The 17,512-nt window shown below is 66.1% G+C and carries 11 protein-coding genes; 9 read left to right on the plus strand and 2 right to left on the minus strand.

What is annotated here, in order from left to right:
* The first annotated feature begins 426 nt into the window (after window positions 1–426).
* Together G4L39_RS08085 and G4L39_RS08090 are read left to right on the plus strand one after the other, a co-directional pair.
* Window positions 427–2,262, plus strand: coding sequence for a carboxypeptidase-like regulatory domain-containing protein (locus tag G4L39_RS08085; RefSeq protein ID WP_165107330.1), 1,836 nt, complete (start codon window positions 427–429; stop codon window positions 2,260–2,262).
* 102 nt (window positions 2,263–2,364) lie between these two features.
* Complete coding sequence (locus G4L39_RS08090; RefSeq protein WP_343203319.1) at window positions 2,365–3,375, plus strand: serine/threonine-protein kinase; 1,011 nt, start codon at window positions 2,365–2,367, stop codon at window positions 3,373–3,375.
* An 83-nt stretch (window positions 3,376–3,458) separates the two neighbouring features.
* Here G4L39_RS08090 and G4L39_RS08095 read toward each other — a convergent pair whose 3' ends face one another.
* Entirely contained in the window at window positions 3,459–4,280 is an 822-nt protein-coding gene (locus G4L39_RS08095) for a polyprenol monophosphomannose synthase (RefSeq protein WP_240893875.1), read from the minus strand.
* Between the two features lie 227 nt (window positions 4,281–4,507).
* Here G4L39_RS08095 and yajC point away from each other — a divergent pair, with 227 nt between their 5' ends.
* From yajC to recJ, 5 genes are all read left to right on the plus strand, one after another.
* Window positions 4,508–4,834, plus strand: coding sequence for a preprotein translocase subunit YajC (yajC, locus tag G4L39_RS08100; RefSeq protein WP_165107332.1), 327 nt, complete (start codon window positions 4,508–4,510; stop codon window positions 4,832–4,834).
* Between the two features lie 39 nt (window positions 4,835–4,873).
* Complete coding sequence (secD, locus tag G4L39_RS08105; protein ID WP_165107333.1) at window positions 4,874–7,501, plus strand: protein translocase subunit SecD; 2,628 nt, start codon at window positions 4,874–4,876, stop codon at window positions 7,499–7,501.
* Window positions 7,502–7,504: 3 nt separating this feature from the next.
* On the plus strand, window positions 7,505–8,512 hold the full coding sequence (locus G4L39_RS08110; protein ID WP_165107335.1) for a TerC family protein: 1,008 nt from the start codon (window positions 7,505–7,507) through the stop codon (window positions 8,510–8,512).
* A 70-nt stretch (window positions 8,513–8,582) separates the two neighbouring features.
* The gene (locus G4L39_RS08115; protein WP_165107336.1) at window positions 8,583–9,248 is read left to right on the plus strand and encodes an exopolysaccharide biosynthesis protein; all 666 of its coding nucleotides are present in this window, start codon (window positions 8,583–8,585) and stop codon (window positions 9,246–9,248) included.
* Window positions 9,206–10,975, plus strand: a complete 1,770-nt coding sequence (gene recJ / locus G4L39_RS08120) for a single-stranded-DNA-specific exonuclease RecJ (RefSeq protein ID WP_165107338.1) — start codon at window positions 9,206–9,208, stop codon at window positions 10,973–10,975. Before G4L39_RS08115 ends, recJ begins: the two co-directional genes overlap by 43 nt.
* Window positions 10,976–11,022: 47 nt before the next feature.
* Here the strand turns inward: recJ and G4L39_RS08125 are convergent, their stop codons facing one another.
* Entirely contained in the window at window positions 11,023–13,296 is a 2,274-nt protein-coding gene (locus G4L39_RS08125; RefSeq protein ID WP_165107340.1) for a cation:proton antiporter domain-containing protein, read from the minus strand.
* Window positions 13,297–13,493: 197 nt separating this feature from the next.
* Here G4L39_RS08125 and ispD point away from each other — a divergent pair, with 197 nt between their 5' ends.
* Both ispD and G4L39_RS08135 read left to right on the plus strand, forming a co-directional pair.
* On the plus strand, window positions 13,494–14,213 hold the full coding sequence (gene ispD, locus G4L39_RS08130) for a 2-C-methyl-D-erythritol 4-phosphate cytidylyltransferase (protein ID WP_165107342.1): 720 nt from the start codon (window positions 13,494–13,496) through the stop codon (window positions 14,211–14,213).
* Between the two features lie 35 nt (window positions 14,214–14,248).
* On the plus strand, window positions 14,249–17,509 hold the full coding sequence (locus G4L39_RS08135) for an excinuclease ABC subunit UvrA (protein ID WP_165107343.1): 3,261 nt from the start codon (window positions 14,249–14,251) through the stop codon (window positions 17,507–17,509).
* Window positions 17,510–17,512: the final 3 nt, after the last annotated feature.

Raw genomic sequence — 17,512 nt, forward strand, 5'->3', positions numbered from 1 at the left:
TTCTGCGCAGGAACGGCCTCGTTGCAAGTGAAGGTTCTGTGACGATGAGAAGAAAAGGCGTGTGGTGCAGGGCACGGCGGGGCCGGGTGCGGGCGCCGTTGGGGGCCCGGGCAGGCTTCCGCATGGGACCGGTTGGGCGGCCCGTTGCGCTTGCGGACGCCGGAGGCCGGGCCGGGACTGTAACGACCGGCGGCCAGAACCGCAGCCGGCCCCGGCAAGTGCAGTCCACGGGAGGGTTCAGCACCGGATTCTCCGCGCGAGCCTGGCCCCTCGGTTCAGGGCTTTGACCTTCCCTAATCACGATGGGTTAGCGCTTTTGCCGGCGGGACGGTTGCAGGGGGATCGCTTGACACAGTTGGCTGGCCCTGTCAGGCTCGCCTGTGTAAGGCGATTCACTGAATCGCGGGGGAAACATTCTGGGGCGTTATGAAAATGCAAGGGCGTTCAAGCACCTCTCGGCGTGGCGGTTGCGTGTTCGGATTCTTTCCGGCCCTGGTTGGGTTCCTGTTGTTACCCGGGTTGGACCGCGCGTGGGGCGCCGTGACGTTCGACGTCAGTCCGGCGTCGGCCTCGACGTCGTTTTCGGGGATGGTGGAGCTGACCGTGCAAGGATTGCAGGAGAGCACGGTGATCATCCGGCGCGGACTGGACTTGAACGGGAACGGCGCGCTCGACCCGGGCGAGCCTGTCACCCTACACATCGAGGTGACGGACAATGAGGTGCCCATCCTTGCCGGTGTAACCAACTGGAACATCCCATTCGATCAGGACCCGGCCGTGGGCGCCCTGCGGGTGCGGATCAACTATTACCAGACATGGTTGGGCCACACGGCGGGGACGCATGTGTGGCAGCTGGTGAGTCCCACGGGCCGATTCAGTCCGATCCAAGCGATCCAGCGGTTGACCCCGCCGGCGTTGGGCCAGGGCGTCCGGGGCGTGGTCCGGGGCGGTTCGACCAATCAACCGGCGGCCATGGTTGTGGCTTTGGACCTGATGGCGGACGCTTCGTTGGCCGCCCTGGTCGTGGCCGATTCCCAGGGCCGGTACGAGTTGCCATTGCCGCCGGGGGTTTACGCCGTGATCCCGGTGAAGCCGGGCTGGGTTACTGACATGGACGCGGCATTTTTCGCGGAGTTGGACGCCGGACGATGGGTGTCCGCGGACCTGGAACTGTTGTCTGCGTCTCGGACGCTGAGTGGTCGACTGGTGCGGGCGGACCGGGGCGACGTTGGGTTGCCGGCCGTGTTTTTGCAGGTTGAGTCGGATGCGGGTTTGCTGGCGGTGGCCTGGACGGACGCGGATGGTTCCTTTGTTGTGCCGGTTCGGACTGGCACGTGGACGGTGAGACCTGCGTTGGAGGATCTGGCTCTCCGTGGTTGTCTGTTTGCCTCCCGGGGACAGAGTTATGGGACCTCGACCGGCAGTGTCAGCGGCATCCGCGTCGAGGTCGATCCGGCCAATGCTGCGTTTTATGGTCGGGTTGTGGACGCCGAAGGCCGTCCCATGGCCGGGATCCGGTTGCGCGTGAGCGGGCAGACGGGCGGGTTGGACTATGACGGGGACGACCCGGTTACGGACGACCAAGGGCGGTACACGGGGATGGTTGTGGGGGGCGAGTCTTCCTGGTGGCAGGTCCTTGTGGATCCGATGTTGAACCGGTCGCTGAGCAACCACGTGATTTCGGGCTTCCGGTTTGCCGAGCCCATGGCTCCGGGTGAGGCACGGGCCCAGGATTTGCGGGTTGTGGTGGCCACCAACGAGATTGTGGGAACGGTCCGAAACGCGAATGGCCTGCCGGTTCGGGAGATCAGCGTGCTGGGGCGATGCCGTTTGGGGGGCGAGGTTTTTTACGGCAGCGGTTGGATGACGGATCCGGAAGGGCGATATCGGATGCCGGTCATCGGCGGTTCGTGGGAGGTGCATTTGCTGTGTTACGACCTGCAGGACGCGGGCTACAATTGCGCGCCGATGCAGACGGTTACCGTGGCGGGCCGGAACACCGGGGTGGATTTTGTGGTTTTCCCGCAGCCGGCCCCGGTGTTGAGCCAGCCGGTTTGGTCGGGCCCGCAGCAGTTCCGGTTCCAGATCCACGGTTTGCCGTGGACGACCTATGAGGTGCAGGTTTCCGGCGATTTGCGGCAGTGGCAGACATTGACGACGGTGACGCCGGTGATGGAAGGGGGTCCGTTCTACACGGGCGCGACGGTGACGGATTCCAGTGCCGGGAGTTCGCCGCGGTTCTATCGGCTGCTGCGCCGGTGATCGGGGCGGTGTGGCGGATCGCAAGGGGGCTGGACCTCGGGTCCGGGGAATTGGAGGTCAGGGTGCGCTTGTTCGCCGGGCGTCCGGTGTTAGAATGCTCCTGTGAGCGAGACCGCGAGCAAGCCCCTGAAGATGGTCACCTGCGATGGTTGTCACACCAAGGTGTTCATCCCGGGTGACCTCGAGCCGTTGTCCACCATCCCCTGCTCGAAGTGCGGTCATCCCATCATGATGCCGATGATGCTGGAGCACTTCGAGTTGCGCAGTGTCATTGGCAAGGGCGGGATGGGCAAGGTGTATCGGGCCTATGACACGGTGTTGCAGCGGATGGTGGCCATAAAACTGATGCGGCCGGAGCTGGCGGAGGATCCCAAGCAGTTGGAGGCGTTTTACCGGGAGGCCCGCATTTGCGCCTCGCTCAATCACACCAACATCATTCACATTTACAGCTTTGGCAACTGGCACGGCCAGTTGTATCTGGTGATGGAACTGGCGGACCAGGGCAGTTTGGACTCGCGGATCGAGGCGCAGCATCGGTTGCCGGAGCTCCAGGTGCTGGACATTGGGATCAAGATCGCCTCGGCGTTGGATCTGATGTTGAAGCACAACCTGATCCACCGGGACATCAAGCCGGGGAACATCCTGTTCAACGCCGACAACGAACCCAAGCTGGTGGATTTCGGGCTGGCCCGGCGGGCCGATGCCCCGATCACGGACGAGGACGGCGCGTGGGGCACGCCCTATTACGTGGCGCCGGAGAAGGTCAAGCGGGAGGGCGAGACGTTCCTGTCCGACATGTACAGTCTGGGCGGGACCTTGTATCACGCCATCACGGGCCACGTACCGTTTGAGGCGCCGACGGTGGAGGAGCTGGTGGCGGCGCATGTCCACACCCCGCTGACGCCGCCGAACCTGGTGGTGCCCGAGATCACGCAGGCCACCAGCGACGCCATCTGCAAGATGATGGCGAAGAACCCGTCGGACCGGTTTCTGAGCTACGATGACCTGATCATGGCGCTGACGGCCGCGCGCAGTCACCTGTTGGTGCAGCAATTCACCTCCAAATCGGCGACCCAGCAGATCAAGACCAAGACGAGCTGGTGGCGCCGTTGACCGATGGATCGGGTTGGGCTGCCGGACCGGCGCCGGGGCGTGCGGGGCGCTGTCCGGCGGAGCACGGCGCGCCGGGGCCGGCGTCAGAGGGCCGGCGGTGGCGGGGGTGCCGGGGGCGGCACGGTCTCGATGGTCCCGGGCGGAATTGGGGGCGGGGTGACGCGGGGTCGGCGGCGCATTCCGTTTTGCAACCAGAGGCGCCAGACCATGAAAAAGGCCTCCCGGATGATGTGTCCGCTCATTTTGGAATGCCCCTGGAGGCGTTCGGTGAACACGATGGGGATCTCCACCACGCGCAGGCCCTGACGCCAGAGCTTGTGGGTCAGCTCGATCTGAAAGCTGTAGCCGTTGGAACGCACCGCATCGAGGTCCAGGGCCTGCAGGGCGCGGCGCCGGAAACATTTGTAGCCGCTGGTGGGGTCGGTGAACGGCATGCCCGTGATGAGCCGCACGTAGGTGGCGGCGGCCTTGCTGAGCATGAGGCGGCTGAGCGGCCAGTTCATGATGCGGATGCCGCCGAGGTAACGCGAACCCAGGACAAGGTCGGCGTGGGCGGCGGCGGCCAGGAACCGGGGGATGTCGTCGGGGTTGTGGGAGAAGTCGCCGTCCATTTCGAAGACGAACTCGTAGTGCCGGGCCAGGGCCCATTTGAATCCGGCCACATAGGCACGGCCGAGTCCTTCTTTTTGCGGGCGATGGAGGACGTGGATTTCCGGGTGTTGCGCTGCCAATTCGTCGGCGATCCTTCCGGTGCCGTCGGGGGAATTGTCGTCCACGACGAGCAGGTCCACCCGAACGGGCAGGGCCAACAACCGGCCGGCGATGAGGGGCAGGTTGTTCCGCTCGTTATACGTGGGCACGATGACGAGGGTGTCGGTCATGGCACCGGCTGTGCGCAGCCGCATGTAGTGGATATCCCTGCCGGGGTTGGCTGACAAGGACCGATTCGGGCGGAGTGGAGCCGTGCGGGGGCTGCCACCGGGGCAGGAGGGTCCCCGGGATGGCGGTGATGCGCCGCGGCGGCGTGTGCCGAAAGGAACTGTGACCCCGGGCGGGGACGTGCGGTTTCGCCGTATAACGCTTGCCAAAGTGCCGGCGCCCGGTACCTTGGCGGTTACTTGTGGTCATCGTGATGAAGGCGTCCATCGTGCAAAGTGTGGTTTTGCTGGCCCAGGCTCAGCCGGCACAAGCGCCGATTTGGACCTCGTTGGTCCCGATCGTGCTGTTTGTGGTGATTTTCTATCTGCTGTTCATTCGCCCTCAACGAAAGCGGGAGAAGGAACATGCGGAGCTGTTGAAGCGGCTCAAACCGGGGGACGAGGTCGTCACCAGCAGCGGGATCATCGGGCGCATCACCTCGGTGAAGGATGACCGTGTGATTTTGCGCTCGGAGGACGCGAAGCTGGAGGTGCTGAAGTCCTCGGTGGTCCAGATCCGGCAGCCCTCGGGCTCCTCGTGATCGGGCGCGGCTTTTGGTTGGATTCGCGGGGTACCTGCCATGAGGCGTAACACCTGGAAGTGGATTGTGGTGGTCCTGGTGACCGCGTGGTCGTTGTACAGTCTTTATCCGCCATCGGCCCGGGATTTGGCGCAGGTTTTTCGCGAGAGGGCGGTCAACAAGGACACCACGTTTTCCAACCTCTGGTACCAGGTGGTGCAACTGCAGCAGCAGCGTCCGGATCGGGCCTACGCGAACCTGCTGGAGGCCATCGGCACCAACGACATCCGGCGCTATTTCCCGTTCTACAACGTGGAGGGCGAGGTCAACCCCACGTTGGCGATTTTGAACCGGTTGCAGCGGGAGGCGGCCGGGAAAATCCGGCTGGGATTGGACCTGCGCGGCGGGACGTCGTTCCTGTTGGAGATGGACACCAACCGGCTGGCCAGTGTGGAGACAGTGACGAATCGGGCCGGCCAGATCGAAACGCGCACGAATTATTTGAGCGAGACCGAGGTGGAAACGGCGCTGGCGCAGGCGGTGGAGGTCCTGCGGCGGCGTGTGGACAAGTTCGGTGTGGCCGAGCCGGTGATTGCGCCGGCGGGGCGGAACCGGATCCTGGTACAGCTGCCGGGCCTGTCGGAGGCGGACCGTCTGAGTGCGCAACGGCAGTTGCAGCGGGCGGCGTTTTTGGAGTTCCGGCTGGTGCATCCCCGCAGCGACGAGTTGTTGCGCGAGGGGTTGATCGAGCCCGGCTACGAGGTCCTGACGGAGGAACGCCGGAACCCGGACGGGACCAAGACGATCCGGCGGTACCTGGTGAAGAAGCGGCCGGAACGGGGCATGACCGGCGCGTATGTGAAGAGCGCCATGGTGGTGCGGGGCAACCTGGGCGAGCCGGAAATTCATTTTCAGCTGACGCGGGAGGGGGCGGAGCTGTTTGCGCAGATCACGCGGGAGAACGTGGGCCGGCAACTGGCCATCGTCCTGGATGGGGTGTTGTATTCGGCGCCGGTGATCCGTGAGCCGATCCTCACGGGCTCGGGGAGCATCACGGGGAATTTCGACCTGCGCGAGGCCATCGAGCTGGCCAACGTGCTGGAGAATCCGTTGCGGGCCCCGTTGCGGGTGGTGGAAACGCGGGATGTGGATCCCACGTTGGGGGCGGACTCCATCCGGAGCGGGATCCGCGCCTGCATTGCCGGCGGCATTGCGGTGTGTGCGTTCATGGTGGTGTATTACCTGTTTGCCGGTGTGGTGGCCAATGTGGCGCTGTTTCTGAACCTGCTGTTGTTGCTGGGGGTGATGTGCTCGCTGGGGGCGACGCTGACCCTGCCGGGTATTGCGGGCATTGTGCTGACGGTGGGGATGGCGGTGGATGCCAACGTGCTGATCTTTGAACGAATCCGCGAGGAGATGGCCGCGGGCAAGTCGCTGCGCGGCGCCATTGCCGCAGGGTATGAGAAGGCGTTCGGGACGATCCTGGATGCCAACCTGACCACGCTGATTGCGTCGGTCATTTTGATCAACATGGGGACCGGCCCGGTGAAGGGGTTCGGTGTGACGCTGACGATCGGTCTGGCGGTCAGCATGTTCACCGCGCTGTTTGTGACCCGGTTGATTTTTGACACGCTGCTGGACCGGGGCTGGCTGCGGTCGTTGCGGATGCTGCGGTTGATCGGGCAGACCCGGATCGATTTTCTGCGGTGGGCCAAACCGGCGTTCATTGCCTCCTGGGTGCTGATTCTGATCGGCAACGCCTACGGGCTGTTCATCCGGGGTCAGGACGTGCTGGGGGTGGAATTCACCGGCGGCGCCAACATCACGCTGGCCTTCGACCCCGCCCACCGGGTGGAGGTGGATCGACTGCGTGCGGCCGCCACGGCGGCCAGCGGCGGCGACGTATTGGTGGGCTACCAACGCGATCTGGGCAGCGGGACGGATACGCTGCGGATCACCGCGCGGTTGCCGCGGAATGCGCCGGAACAGCAGGTGGAAGGCCTGGCCCAGCGGGTGGTGGAGGAGCTGCGACGCCAGTTCCCCGAGGCCAACTGGCGGGTGTTGAGCGTGGACACCATCGGGCCCATCGTGGGCCGTGAGATCCTGCGTTCGGCCATCGTGGCCAGTGCCCTGGCCATGTTTGGCATCCTGGTGTATCTGGCCTTCCGCTATGAATTCCCGTTTGCGCTGGGAGCGGTGGTGGCGACGGTTCATGACCTTTTGATGACGCTGGGCTGGTACTTCCTGGCCCAGCACCAGATGAACGCCACCACGGTGGCGGCGTTGCTGACCATCATTGGTTTCTCCATCAATGACACGGTGGTGATCTTCGACCGGATCCGCGAAGACCTGAAGTTGGGAGTGCGCGGCTCGTTCCGTGACATCATCAACTACGCGTTGAACCAGACGTTGAGCCGCACGTTGATCACTTCGGGGACCACGTTTCTGTCCACGCTGGCCCTGTATGTCCTGGGCGGTCCGGTGATCAACGACTTTGCCTTCACCTTCATGGTGGGCATCATCACGGGCACCTACTCCAGCATTTACATTGCCGCGGCGCTGGTCCTGTGGTGGTACAAGGGGCAGCGGCCGGCCATAGGGCAGCCCGTGGCCGGACAACCCGTGGCCGGACAGTCGGCCACGGCGGCAGCGTCGCCTTTGCGCGGGGCGGCTCCCAGCCGCGCCTGAACCATGGAAGCATGGATCGGAGTACCGCCCTGGCAGTGGGGCTTGTTCGTTGCGTGCGTGCTGTTCTTCCTGGCGCTGGACCTGGGGGTGTTTCATCGCAAGGCCCACGTGGTGGGATTTCGGGAGGCTCTGGCCTGGACGGGTTTGTGGGTTGGGTTGTCCCTGCTGTTCGGGTTCTTCGTCGCACCCCGGATGGTGGATGGGTGGACCCACCGGGAAACGGTCGAGTATCTGACGGGCTACCTGGTGGAGTTGTCCCTCTCGATGGACAACGTGTTTGTGATCGCCATGATCTTCGCCTACTTCCGGGTACCGCGGGAGTATCAGCATCGGGTGTTGTTTTGGGGGATTCTGGGGGCGCTGGTGATGCGGGGGATCATGATCGCGGCGGGGGCGGCCCTGGTACAGCGGTTTTTGTGGACACTGTACGTGTTCGGCGCGTTTTTGGTGGTGACGGGGATCCGGATGCTGTTCAGCCGGGAGGAGGGGGTGCATCCGGAGCGGAATCCGGTGATCCGCGCGGCGCGACGCTGGTTTCCCATCACGCCGGATTACGTGGGCCAGCGTTTTTTTGTGCGCCAGGGCGATCGGCCGGCCATGACGCCGCTGATGCTCGTGCTGTTGATGGTGGAGACGACGGATCTGATCTTTGCGCTGGACTCGATTCCGGCGATTTTCGGAATCACCACGAAGCCGTTCATTGTGTTTACATCGAACGTGTTTGCGATCCTGGGGTTGCGTTCGCTGTATTTTGTGCTGGCGAACCTGATTGCGCTGTTCCGGTATCTGAAGGCGGGTTTGTCGGTGGTGCTGGTGTTTATCGGGGTGAAGATGTTGCTGGACCCGCACGGTCCGAGGCAGCATTGGTGGCAGGTGGAGGTGCCCACCACGGTGGCCCTGGTGGTGGTGGCCGGGATCCTCGTCACGTCCATCCTGGCTTCGGTGGTTCACGGCTTGTTGGAACGGCGCACGGCGGAGACCGACCGGCCCGGTGGACCGCCCGCAACCTGATCGGGAGTCACGGCGCGAGGGCAGGGGCCGGATGAACGAAATGCCATGAGGGGCGGAAAGGGAGGATCCCATGACCTCCCCGGCCGGAAATGAGACGCATGAGCCGCTGTCCCGGCAGTTGGAACGACTGCTGGAACAGGAACCCGAGGGACCGTTTACGGCCAACCGGTTGTTGGCGGCCACGGGTGGTCGGGGCGGCTGGCTGGTCATGGTATTGCTGGCGCTGCCGTTTGTGGCGTGGGTTTCGGTACCGGGGCTGAGCACGGTGGCCGGCCCGATGATTGCCATACTGGCGTTGCGGTTGAGCCGGGGCCGGGTGCCGCGGCTGCCGGCGCGGCTGGGGGACCGGCCGCTCAGCCCAAAGACCCGCCAGGCTGTTCTGACCGGCGGACTGAAGGTTTGTCGGTGGATTGAGAAGGTGATCCGGCCCCGGCGGACGCGGTGGTTGCGATTGCCCTGGGTGCGGCGGTTGCACGGGTGGTTGATTGCGTTGCTGGCGTTGCTCCTGGCGCTGCCGTTGCCATCGCCGCCGTTTTTTGGTTCGAACACCCTCCCCAGTTACGCCATCATTCTGCTGGCCTTTTCCCTGATGGAAGAGGACGGCTGGATGATCTGGGCGGCCTATCTGATGAGCGCGATTGCGATCGGTTATTTCGTGGGGCTGGCGGGATTGGTGATCTGGCATCTGAGCGAATGGGCGGACCTGTTGGTGCGACTGTTGTGGCGGACCGGCTGAAGCCGCGGTGGGAACTGGCGCCGGCTCAACCGCTGCTGGCCGGCAGCCTGGCGGCGCAGTTGCGGGTTTCTCCCCTGCTGGCCCAGTGCCTGATCAATCGCGGGTTGACCGATCCGGAGTCGTGCCGGGCGTTTTTGGAACCGCGGTTGGCCGCGTTGGAGGACCCGTTACAGCTGCCCGGCATGACGGCCGCGGTGGAACGGCTGGAGCAGGCGCGGGACCGGGGTGAGCGGGTGGTGGTTTTCGGGGACTACGACGTGGACGGTGTGACCGCGTCGGCGCTCCTGCAAGAGGTGCTGGAACGGTTGGGGTGGACCTGTTCGGTGTATCTGCCGCACCGGTTGGACGAGGGGTACGGCCTCAGTCCGGACGCGGTGGCAAACTGTCTCCGGTTGCATCCCACCACGTTGTTGTTGGCGGTGGACTGCGGTTCGACCGCTCATGACACGGTGCAGGAGCTGGGTCGCCGCGGGGTGGACGTGATCATTCTGGACCATCACCAGCCGGGCCGGCCCTTGCCGCCGGCGGTGGCGCTGGTCAATCCCCGGGCGGCTTGCGGGGTTGGCGGGGAGGGGCGTGGACGGGGAGAGGAACTGTGTTCGGTGGGCCTGGCCTTCAAGCTGGCTCATGCGCTGGTGAAACAGGGTCGTCGTCGCGGCTGGCCGGAGGCGCATGCGCTGGACGTGCGGGATTGGCTGGAACTGGTGGCCCTGGGGACGATTGCGGACGTGGTACCGCTGACCGGGGAGAACCGGATCCTGGTCCGGTCGGGCCTGGCACGATTGAATCGGACCGAACGACCCGGCCTGCGGGCGTTGTGCGCGGCGGCGCGATGCGCACCGCCGCTCGACACGTTTCATGTGGGTTTTCAGTTGGCACCCCGTTTGAACGCCGCCGGACGTCTTGAAACGGCGCAGATCGCCCTGGACCTGTTACGGGCGCGGGACGAGGCCGCAGCGGCCGGGTTGGCGGAGCAATTGGACGCGTGGAACCGCGAGCGTCAGCAGGTGGAGCGTCGCATTCTGGAGGAGATCCATGCCCGGTTGCAGGAGGGGTTTCATCCTGAGAAGGACTGGGTGATCGTGGAGGGGGATCCCGGGTGGCACCTGGGCGTGGTGGGGGTTGTGGCGGCGCGGTTGGTTCAGGAGTTCCATCGGCCGGCCCTGGTGCTGGGTGGGGACGGAGAGTGTTTGCGGGGTTCGGGCCGCAGCATTCCGGGCTTCGACCTCGCGGCGGCGTTGCGCGGTTGCAGTGACCTCCTGCTGCGGCACGGGGGACACGCCCTTGCAGCCGGGTTGAGCCTGCATCCGGACCGGTTGGACGCCTTCCGTCAACGGCTCAACGAACTGGCCCGCCGGACACTGGGGCCGGAGGCGTTGCGTCCCTTGCTGTCCTTGGATGCGGAGGTGCAACTGTCCGACCTGACCCCGGAGATCATGGACGAATTGGAACGGCTCAAGCCCTCGGGGGCGGGGAACCCCCCGGTGCAGCTGGTCGCCCGTGGGGTGACGCTGCAGCGGCCGCTCCAGCGCTTCGGGGCCGATCAGCGGCATGTCCGCCTGTGGGTGACGGACGGGCGTGCGGTGTTTGAGACGTTGTGGTGGGGCGGCGGGTGGGAGGCCGAACTACCGGTGGGGCAATTTGATCTCGCGTTTGCGCCCCAATGGCACACCTGGAACGGGCAACGCCGATTGCGCCTGCGTTTGTTGGATTGGCGGCCTGCTTGAGCGGGGCAGCCGGGATGCCGTCGGGCCCGGTCGGACGACCCCATCCCTCAGTCCCGGCGGTTCAGGGCCAGGGTGAATTCCCGGATTTGCTCGTGGGTACCCAGGACCAGCAGTTGATCGTCCGCCTGGATGCGATCTTCGCCCGTGGGTACGGTGCGGCGCGTGCCCTGCCGCTGAATGGCCACCACCTGAACGCCAAACCGTTGGAGCAGTTGGAGCTCCTTCAGGGTGCGCCCTGCCAGAGGACTGTCCGGGGGCACCACCACGGTTTCCAGCGCGAGGTTATCGAAGCCAGAAGGACCCTCGCGCGGGGTTTGTTGGTGGAGGAACTCCAGGGCGCGGGGCAGGGCGTCCGGCCCACCCAGGACGAGCAGTTTGTCGTGGGGGAACAGGACGGTGCGTCCGTCCGGGTTCAGAATGGGCCAATCCTGCCTCTCGATCCCCACAACGGTGCAACCGAATCGTTCACGCAGCCGCAGTTCGCCCAGGCTGCGACCTGCATGAGCGCTCTGCCCCGGCAACTCCACCTCGGCCAGGTCCAGGGGCCACGGACCCGCCTCGGACAAGGCGCTCAGGGCCGGAGTTCGGGCACCGCCATGTTTCGGTTGCCACTCGCGCCGCAACTCGATTTCCATAAGACTCTGCCAGCGGATCAGGCTCCGACGGAACACCCAGGCGGCCGCAACCAGGGTGAGCAACGCTGCGCCGGCGCCGCCGACCAGCGAAACTCCGGGCGGCAACCAGAGGCCCATCCAGAAAACCAGCCCCAGGGTGCCGAGCAGGCGCACGGCCATTTCGACCAGGGCGCGCAACCGCTTTTGGCGGGCTGAATCCGGGGCGACCACCTCGGCCACCACCATGGCAATCACGCCCAGGTTTCGCCAAACGGCCAGTCCAATCGGCAGTGCCAGCAGACCCACACCCATTCCCAGAGCCCATATCCACCACCAGGGCGGCGGTTCAGCCCCGGCCAGCCATGCACCTGCCACGCGCCACAGGCGCGGCACCGTCACCATCAGCGCGGTCAACACGGCCGTCCAGGCAAGGATCTGGAGTGCCGGCCGGCGGATGAGACGCCAGAGCAGCTGGCTGCCCATGCGGGTTCGGAGGCGGCCCAGCCAGGTCCCGTACAGGCCGACCCACTTTCCGACGGTCACCGGGTGATGGCCGACGACGCGCCAGCTCCATGTCTCGGATCGGCGCGCCAGCATGGGTGCGGTGAAACCGGTCAGCAGGGCCGCGCCCACGACACCTGCATAAAAGGAATCCGGCAGCACGCCCGCCCCCACCGCCAGTTGCGCCAGCACAAAGGAAAACTCACCCAGCGGCGTCAGCAGCAGCCCTGCTTGCAGCGCCTCGCGCAGCCGTACGCCCGTGATCAACAGGGCCAGTCCGCAGGCCAGGGGTCGCACCACCCAGGCCAGGGCGGCCAGTCCGAGCGCCCAGGGCCAGGCGGGCAGGCTTTCGCCCGGGTTGACCTGCATGCCGATGGCCACGAAGAACAGAGCGCCGAACGCCTGTTGCAGACCGTCGAACACCCGTTCCAGTTCGGCCCGGTACCGCGTGCCGCCCACGATCAGCCCGAACAAAAACGCCCCCAGGGCCAGCGAATAGCCGGCCCGGACCGCCAGCCAGGCCAGTCCCAGCAACAGTCCGCCCACCACCAGGGTGCGGATCTCCGGCCGTTCTTCGCGCGCCAACCATCCCAACAGCCGCGGCACCACCAGCAACGTCAGTAACAAAACCAGCACGACAAACCCCAGGAGCCCGCCCAACACGTCCCCGAGCGCCGGTTGATGCGTGCCCAGATGCACCGCCGAGGTCAGCACCGTCAACATCACCACCGCCACCAGGTCTTCCATCAGGGTGATGCCCAGCGCCAGCTGGCCCGGGCGGTCGTGCATCTGCTGGGTTTCCTGCAGCACCTTGGTGATCACGGCGGAACTCGAAACCATGAGGACACCGGCCAGGAACAGCGATTCCACGCCGCCCAAGCCCAGTGCCCAGCCCAGCAGGCGGACGAGTTGGAGGATCAACATCGCCCCTGCTGCCGCCGCCACCACGACCGACCAACCCAGGGACCGGAACCGGTTCACATTGAGGTTCAGCCCGATGGAAAAAATCAGAAACACCAGGCCGAGCTCGGCCAGGAGCTCCACCCGCGCCCGATCCCGGATCAGTGCAAACGGGGGCGTGTGCGGTCCGATGCACATGCCGGCCAGCAAATAGCCGACCACGGCGGACAACCGCAGTCGTACACACGCCCAGGCGACCAGCCCGGCCACCAGCCACACCAATGCCAGATCTCGAATCAGTTCCACGTTTCTTCGCCTTCTGGGGTCCCCGGGTTCGATGGCCCGTGCGCCACGGGCCGGCTTGACCCGCCCTCATACACAACGGGAACCGGCGGGCGGCTGCAACCGGAATCGCGCTCCGGTGCGTTCGATCGGGCCACCGGGCCGCCGCGGACAACGGATTGTCCCTTGGCGGGGCGCGGGCCCGGCCTAGACTGGTCGCCATGAACAGCGCCATTTTGGTGGCTGCCGGCCGCAGCACGCGGATGGGCGGGCAGGTGGACAAGCTCTGGCTGACCCTGGCCGGTCGTCCGCTGTTGGCTCATGCATGGGAGACCTTCGACCGTTTGGCGGAGGTGCACGAGGTGATCGTGGTGACGCGAGCGGACCGAACGGGCGCGGTGACGGAGCTGGCGCAGCGGTTCGGCTTTCGGAAACCGTACCGGGTGGTGGTGGGCGGACCACGTCGTCAGGACTCGGTGTGGAACGGTTTGCAGGCGTTGGATCCGCGGGCGGAACTGGTGGCGGTGCAGGATGCGGCGCGACCCTGCACGCATCCGGATCTGATCCGGTCCTGTTACGAGGCGGCGCGCCGCACCGGCGCGGCCGTGGCCGCCCAGCCGGTCACGGACACCATCAAGGAATCCGACGACGGCCGGTTTGTAAGGCGGACCCTGGACCGCACCCGTCTCTGGGCGGTGCAAACGCCGCAGACGTTTCAGGTGCAGGTGCTGCAACGGGCGTTGGCCGAGGTGAACCGGCGCGGTTTGGAAATCACCGACGACACGGCCGCCTGCGAGTGGATCGGTCAACCGGTGGAGCTGGTGGTGCATCCGGCGCCGAATCCGAAGCTGACCCGGCCCGAGGACGTGCCGTACGTGGAGTGGCTGCTGGGCCGCGCCCGCGCCGGGGAGCCCGATCGCGCCGCCGGAGCCGTTCCTTGACAAACCTGCCGGGCGCGAAACGTTTGTGACTTCCGATGGCCAGACGCGTTCCATTGCCGCCCATCCGGCTGCGCGGGGTTCGCCAGAACAACCTCAAGGGGTTTGACCTGGAACTGCCGCCGCACCGGCTCATTGTGATCACGGGTCTGAGCGGTTCGGGCAAGAGTTCCCTGGCGTTTGACACCCTCTACGCCGAGGGCCAGCGCCGCTACATCGAGACGTTCTCCCCCTACGCACGGCAGTTCTTCGATCGGATGGACAAACCGGCCGTGGACGAAATCGAGAACATTCCCCCGGCCATTGCGCTGGAACAGTGCAACACGGTGCGGACCACGCGCTCCACGGTCGGTACCATGACGGAGATTTGCGATTACATGAAGGTGCTGTGGCCGCACCTGGCCGTGCTGCATTGTCGCGGGTGCGGTCAACCCGTTCGACGTGACACCCCCGCGCTGGTGTGGGAGGGGGTGACCGACGCTGCGCGGGAACACCCCGGATGCGAGGCGGTGGTGACCTTCGACCTGGCGTTGTCCGGGCGCATGTCGTTGGAGGAATCGCTCCACCTGGTGGAGCGGCAGGGTTATCGGCGGCTGTGGTACGAGGATCGTGTCGAACGCATCGAGGAATGGTTCGAACGGGCCCGGACGGGGGCTTTCAAGCCCGCCCGATTGACCGTGGTCCAGGATCGCATCCGGCTCCTGCCGGCGGCACGGTCGCGGTTTCTGGAGGCGTGTGAGCAGGCCTATCACTTTGGTCAGGGACGGTTGACGGTTCGATTGATCGCCCCGACCGATGCCGGGCCGTCGGCTCCGGGCCCGGCCGGTTCGAACCTCGGGATCCTTGCGGTGCTGCCGTTTTCGTTGGGCCGGCACTGTCCGCGCTGCGACATCGAGTATCCCGAGCCGTCGCCGGCACGATTCAGTTTCAATCACCCGCTGGGTGCCTGTCCCGAGTGCAAAGGGTTTGGGCGCATCATCACCATCGATTACCGCCGTGCGATACCGGATCCAAACCGCACCCTGGCCGAGGGCGCCATTCGACCCTGGCAGACCGGCCTGGGCCGCGAATGCCAGCGCGATCTGCTGCGGATGTGCCGGGTGCTGGGCATACCCACCGACGTGCCTTTTGCCCGGCTCAAACCCGAATGGCAGGCGTGGATCCTCGAGGGCGATCCCGATTACGGCAAGGACGAGGAACATGAATGGCCCCGGGCCTGGTACGGTGTCCGCGGTTACTTCCGCTGGCTGGAGAGCAAAAGTTACAAGATGCACGTGCGGGTGCTGCTTTCACGGTACCGAGCGTACGTGCCCTGCCCGGCCTGTGGCGGCACCCGGTTCCGGCCGGAAACGCTGTTGTATCGCCTGACCGAGCCGCTGGCCGGGGACCGCGCCGGGGCGGGAGCGGCAAACCACCGTCCCGAGGGCGCCGAGGGAGTCCGGTTGCCCGGGCTCTCTCTGGCGGACTTTTACGCCCTGCCCGTGCGGGATGCCCTGGCGCTCATGACCCGGCTGGCCCGGTCCCACCGCAGCCGCCCCCACGACCCGATCACCGTGGCGCTGGAGGAGGTCCTGTCCCGGCTGTGCTATCTCGACGAGGTCGGCCTGGGTTATTTGACCCTGGATCGGCCCACGCGAACGCTTTCCGGGGGCGAGACGGAGCGGGTGAATCTGACGGCCTGTCTGGGCTCGATGCTGGTGAATACGCTGGTTGTGTTGGATGAACCGAGTGTGGGCCTGCACCCGCGGGACACCGAACGTCTGGTACGGATCCTTGCCCGTCTCCGGGATGCCGGCAACACGGTCGTCGTGGTGGAGCACGAACCCGGGGTGATCCGGGCGGCGGATCACGTGGTGGAATTGGGTCCGGGCCGGGGGGCGGAAGGCGGGCAGGTCGTGTTCCAGGGCAGTTACCGGCAGATGCTCCGCTCGACCCGTTCCCTGACCGGGCGTTATTTGAGTGGTCGCTGCCACATTCCCGTGCCGGCTCGCCGGCCCGTACCGGTTGTGTCGGAGCTCGCCACGGCCGGTTCTTCCGGCGCACCGCTGCGCGTCCCGGAGCCATGGGCGCTGGCGGAGCGGCCCTGGACCGGTGCCGATGCAGGGCGGGTGTCCTGGTTGACCGTGCGCAACGCGACCCGACACAACCTGCGGGATCTGACGGTCTCGATTCCCCTGCGCCGGTTCGTCTGTATCACGGGGGTGAGCGGTTCGGGCAAAAGCACGCTGGTGCGCGAGGTCCTGGTGCCGGCCCTGGCGGCCCGCGTGCCCGGCGCCGAAGGAGGCCGGGATCGGGACTGGAATCCGGACGGACTCGACGCCGAGAGCGTGCCCGAGCCGGATGAACTGGCGCTGGCCGACCGGGAGGGCGCGTTGCTCGAGGGTTGGGAAGCGCTGTGCGGTTGGGCCTGGGTGGATCAATCGCCCCTGGGGCGGACGCCGCGCTCGAATCCCGCCGTCTACACCGGTGCGTTCGAGCCCTTGCGCGAGTTGTTTGCCGCAACACCCCAGGCCCGCGCGCGCGGGTACCGGGCCTCGGCGTTCAGTTTCAACTCCCCCCTGGGCCGGTGCGAACGCTGTCGCGGCGCGGGCTTTGAAAAGATCGAAATGCAGTTCCTCAGCGACGTGTTCGTGCGGTGTCCGGAGTGCCTGGGGCGCCGCTATCGGCCGGAGATCCTGGAGATCAAACTGGCCCCGGACGGCGCGGCGGCATGGTCCGTGGCCGACCTGCTTGAGGCCACGGTGGACGAGGCGATCGCGTGGCTGGAACGGTTCCCGGAATCTTCGGCCCCGGTGCGTCAGGCCCTGGCGGCGTTGCGGTTGGTGCAGGCCGTGGGTCTGGGCTATCTGCGGCTCGGTCAACCGCTCAACACCCTCAGCGGGGGCGAAAGCCAGCGACTGAAGCTGGTGCGGCACCTGGCGGCCGTGCCGGGGACCGAACCGGCCGCGGCACCGGATCGGTCGGACCATCGGACCCTGCTGTTGCTGTTCGACGAACCCACCACGGGCCTGCACTTTGACGACGTACGGATCCTGCTGGAGACCTTTCAGCAGCTGGTGGATCGGGGGCATTCCCTGGTGGTGATCGAACACAACCTGGAGGTAATCAAGTGCGCCGATTGGGTGATTGACCTCGGACCGGAGGCCGGTGCCGAGGGGGGCCGGGTGGTGGTGACCGGTCCGCCCGAGGTGGTGGCGGCCTGTCCGGAGAGTCACACCGGACGTGCCTTGCGCGAGGTGTTGGCCGCCGGCTCCGGCGGGCGGCGGGACGCGCCCGCCCTTGCAGCGGGCGGTCGCTGACTG

It is taken from the genome of Limisphaera ngatamarikiensis (genome assembly GCF_011044775.1).
Taxonomy (GTDB): Bacteria; Verrucomicrobiota; Verrucomicrobiia; order Limisphaerales; family Limisphaeraceae; genus Limisphaera; species Limisphaera ngatamarikiensis.

What these genes read in the sequence shown, in the direction of transcription:
- G4L39_RS08085 (WP_165107330.1), top strand. Translation starts at nt 427, where the DNA reads ATGAAAATGCAAGGGCGTTCAAGCACCTCTCGGCGTGGCGGTTGCGTG.
- G4L39_RS08095 (WP_240893875.1), bottom strand. Translation starts at nt 4,280, where the DNA reads ATGCGGCTGCGCACAGCCGGTGCCATGACCGACACCCTCGTCATCGTG.
- yajC (WP_165107332.1), top strand. Translation starts at nt 4,508, where the DNA reads ATGAAGGCGTCCATCGTGCAAAGTGTGGTTTTGCTGGCCCAGGCTCAG.
- secD (WP_165107333.1), top strand. Translation starts at nt 4,874, where the DNA reads ATGAGGCGTAACACCTGGAAGTGGATTGTGGTGGTCCTGGTGACCGCG.
- G4L39_RS08110 (WP_165107335.1), top strand. Translation starts at nt 7,505, where the DNA reads ATGGAAGCATGGATCGGAGTACCGCCCTGGCAGTGGGGCTTGTTCGTT.
- G4L39_RS08115 (WP_165107336.1), top strand. Translation starts at nt 8,583, where the DNA reads ATGACCTCCCCGGCCGGAAATGAGACGCATGAGCCGCTGTCCCGGCAG.
- recJ (WP_165107338.1), top strand. Translation starts at nt 9,206, where the DNA reads ATGGGCGGACCTGTTGGTGCGACTGTTGTGGCGGACCGGCTGAAGCCG.
- ispD (WP_165107342.1), top strand. Translation starts at nt 13,494, where the DNA reads ATGAACAGCGCCATTTTGGTGGCTGCCGGCCGCAGCACGCGGATGGGC.
- G4L39_RS08135 (WP_165107343.1), top strand. Translation starts at nt 14,249, where the DNA reads ATGGCCAGACGCGTTCCATTGCCGCCCATCCGGCTGCGCGGGGTTCGC.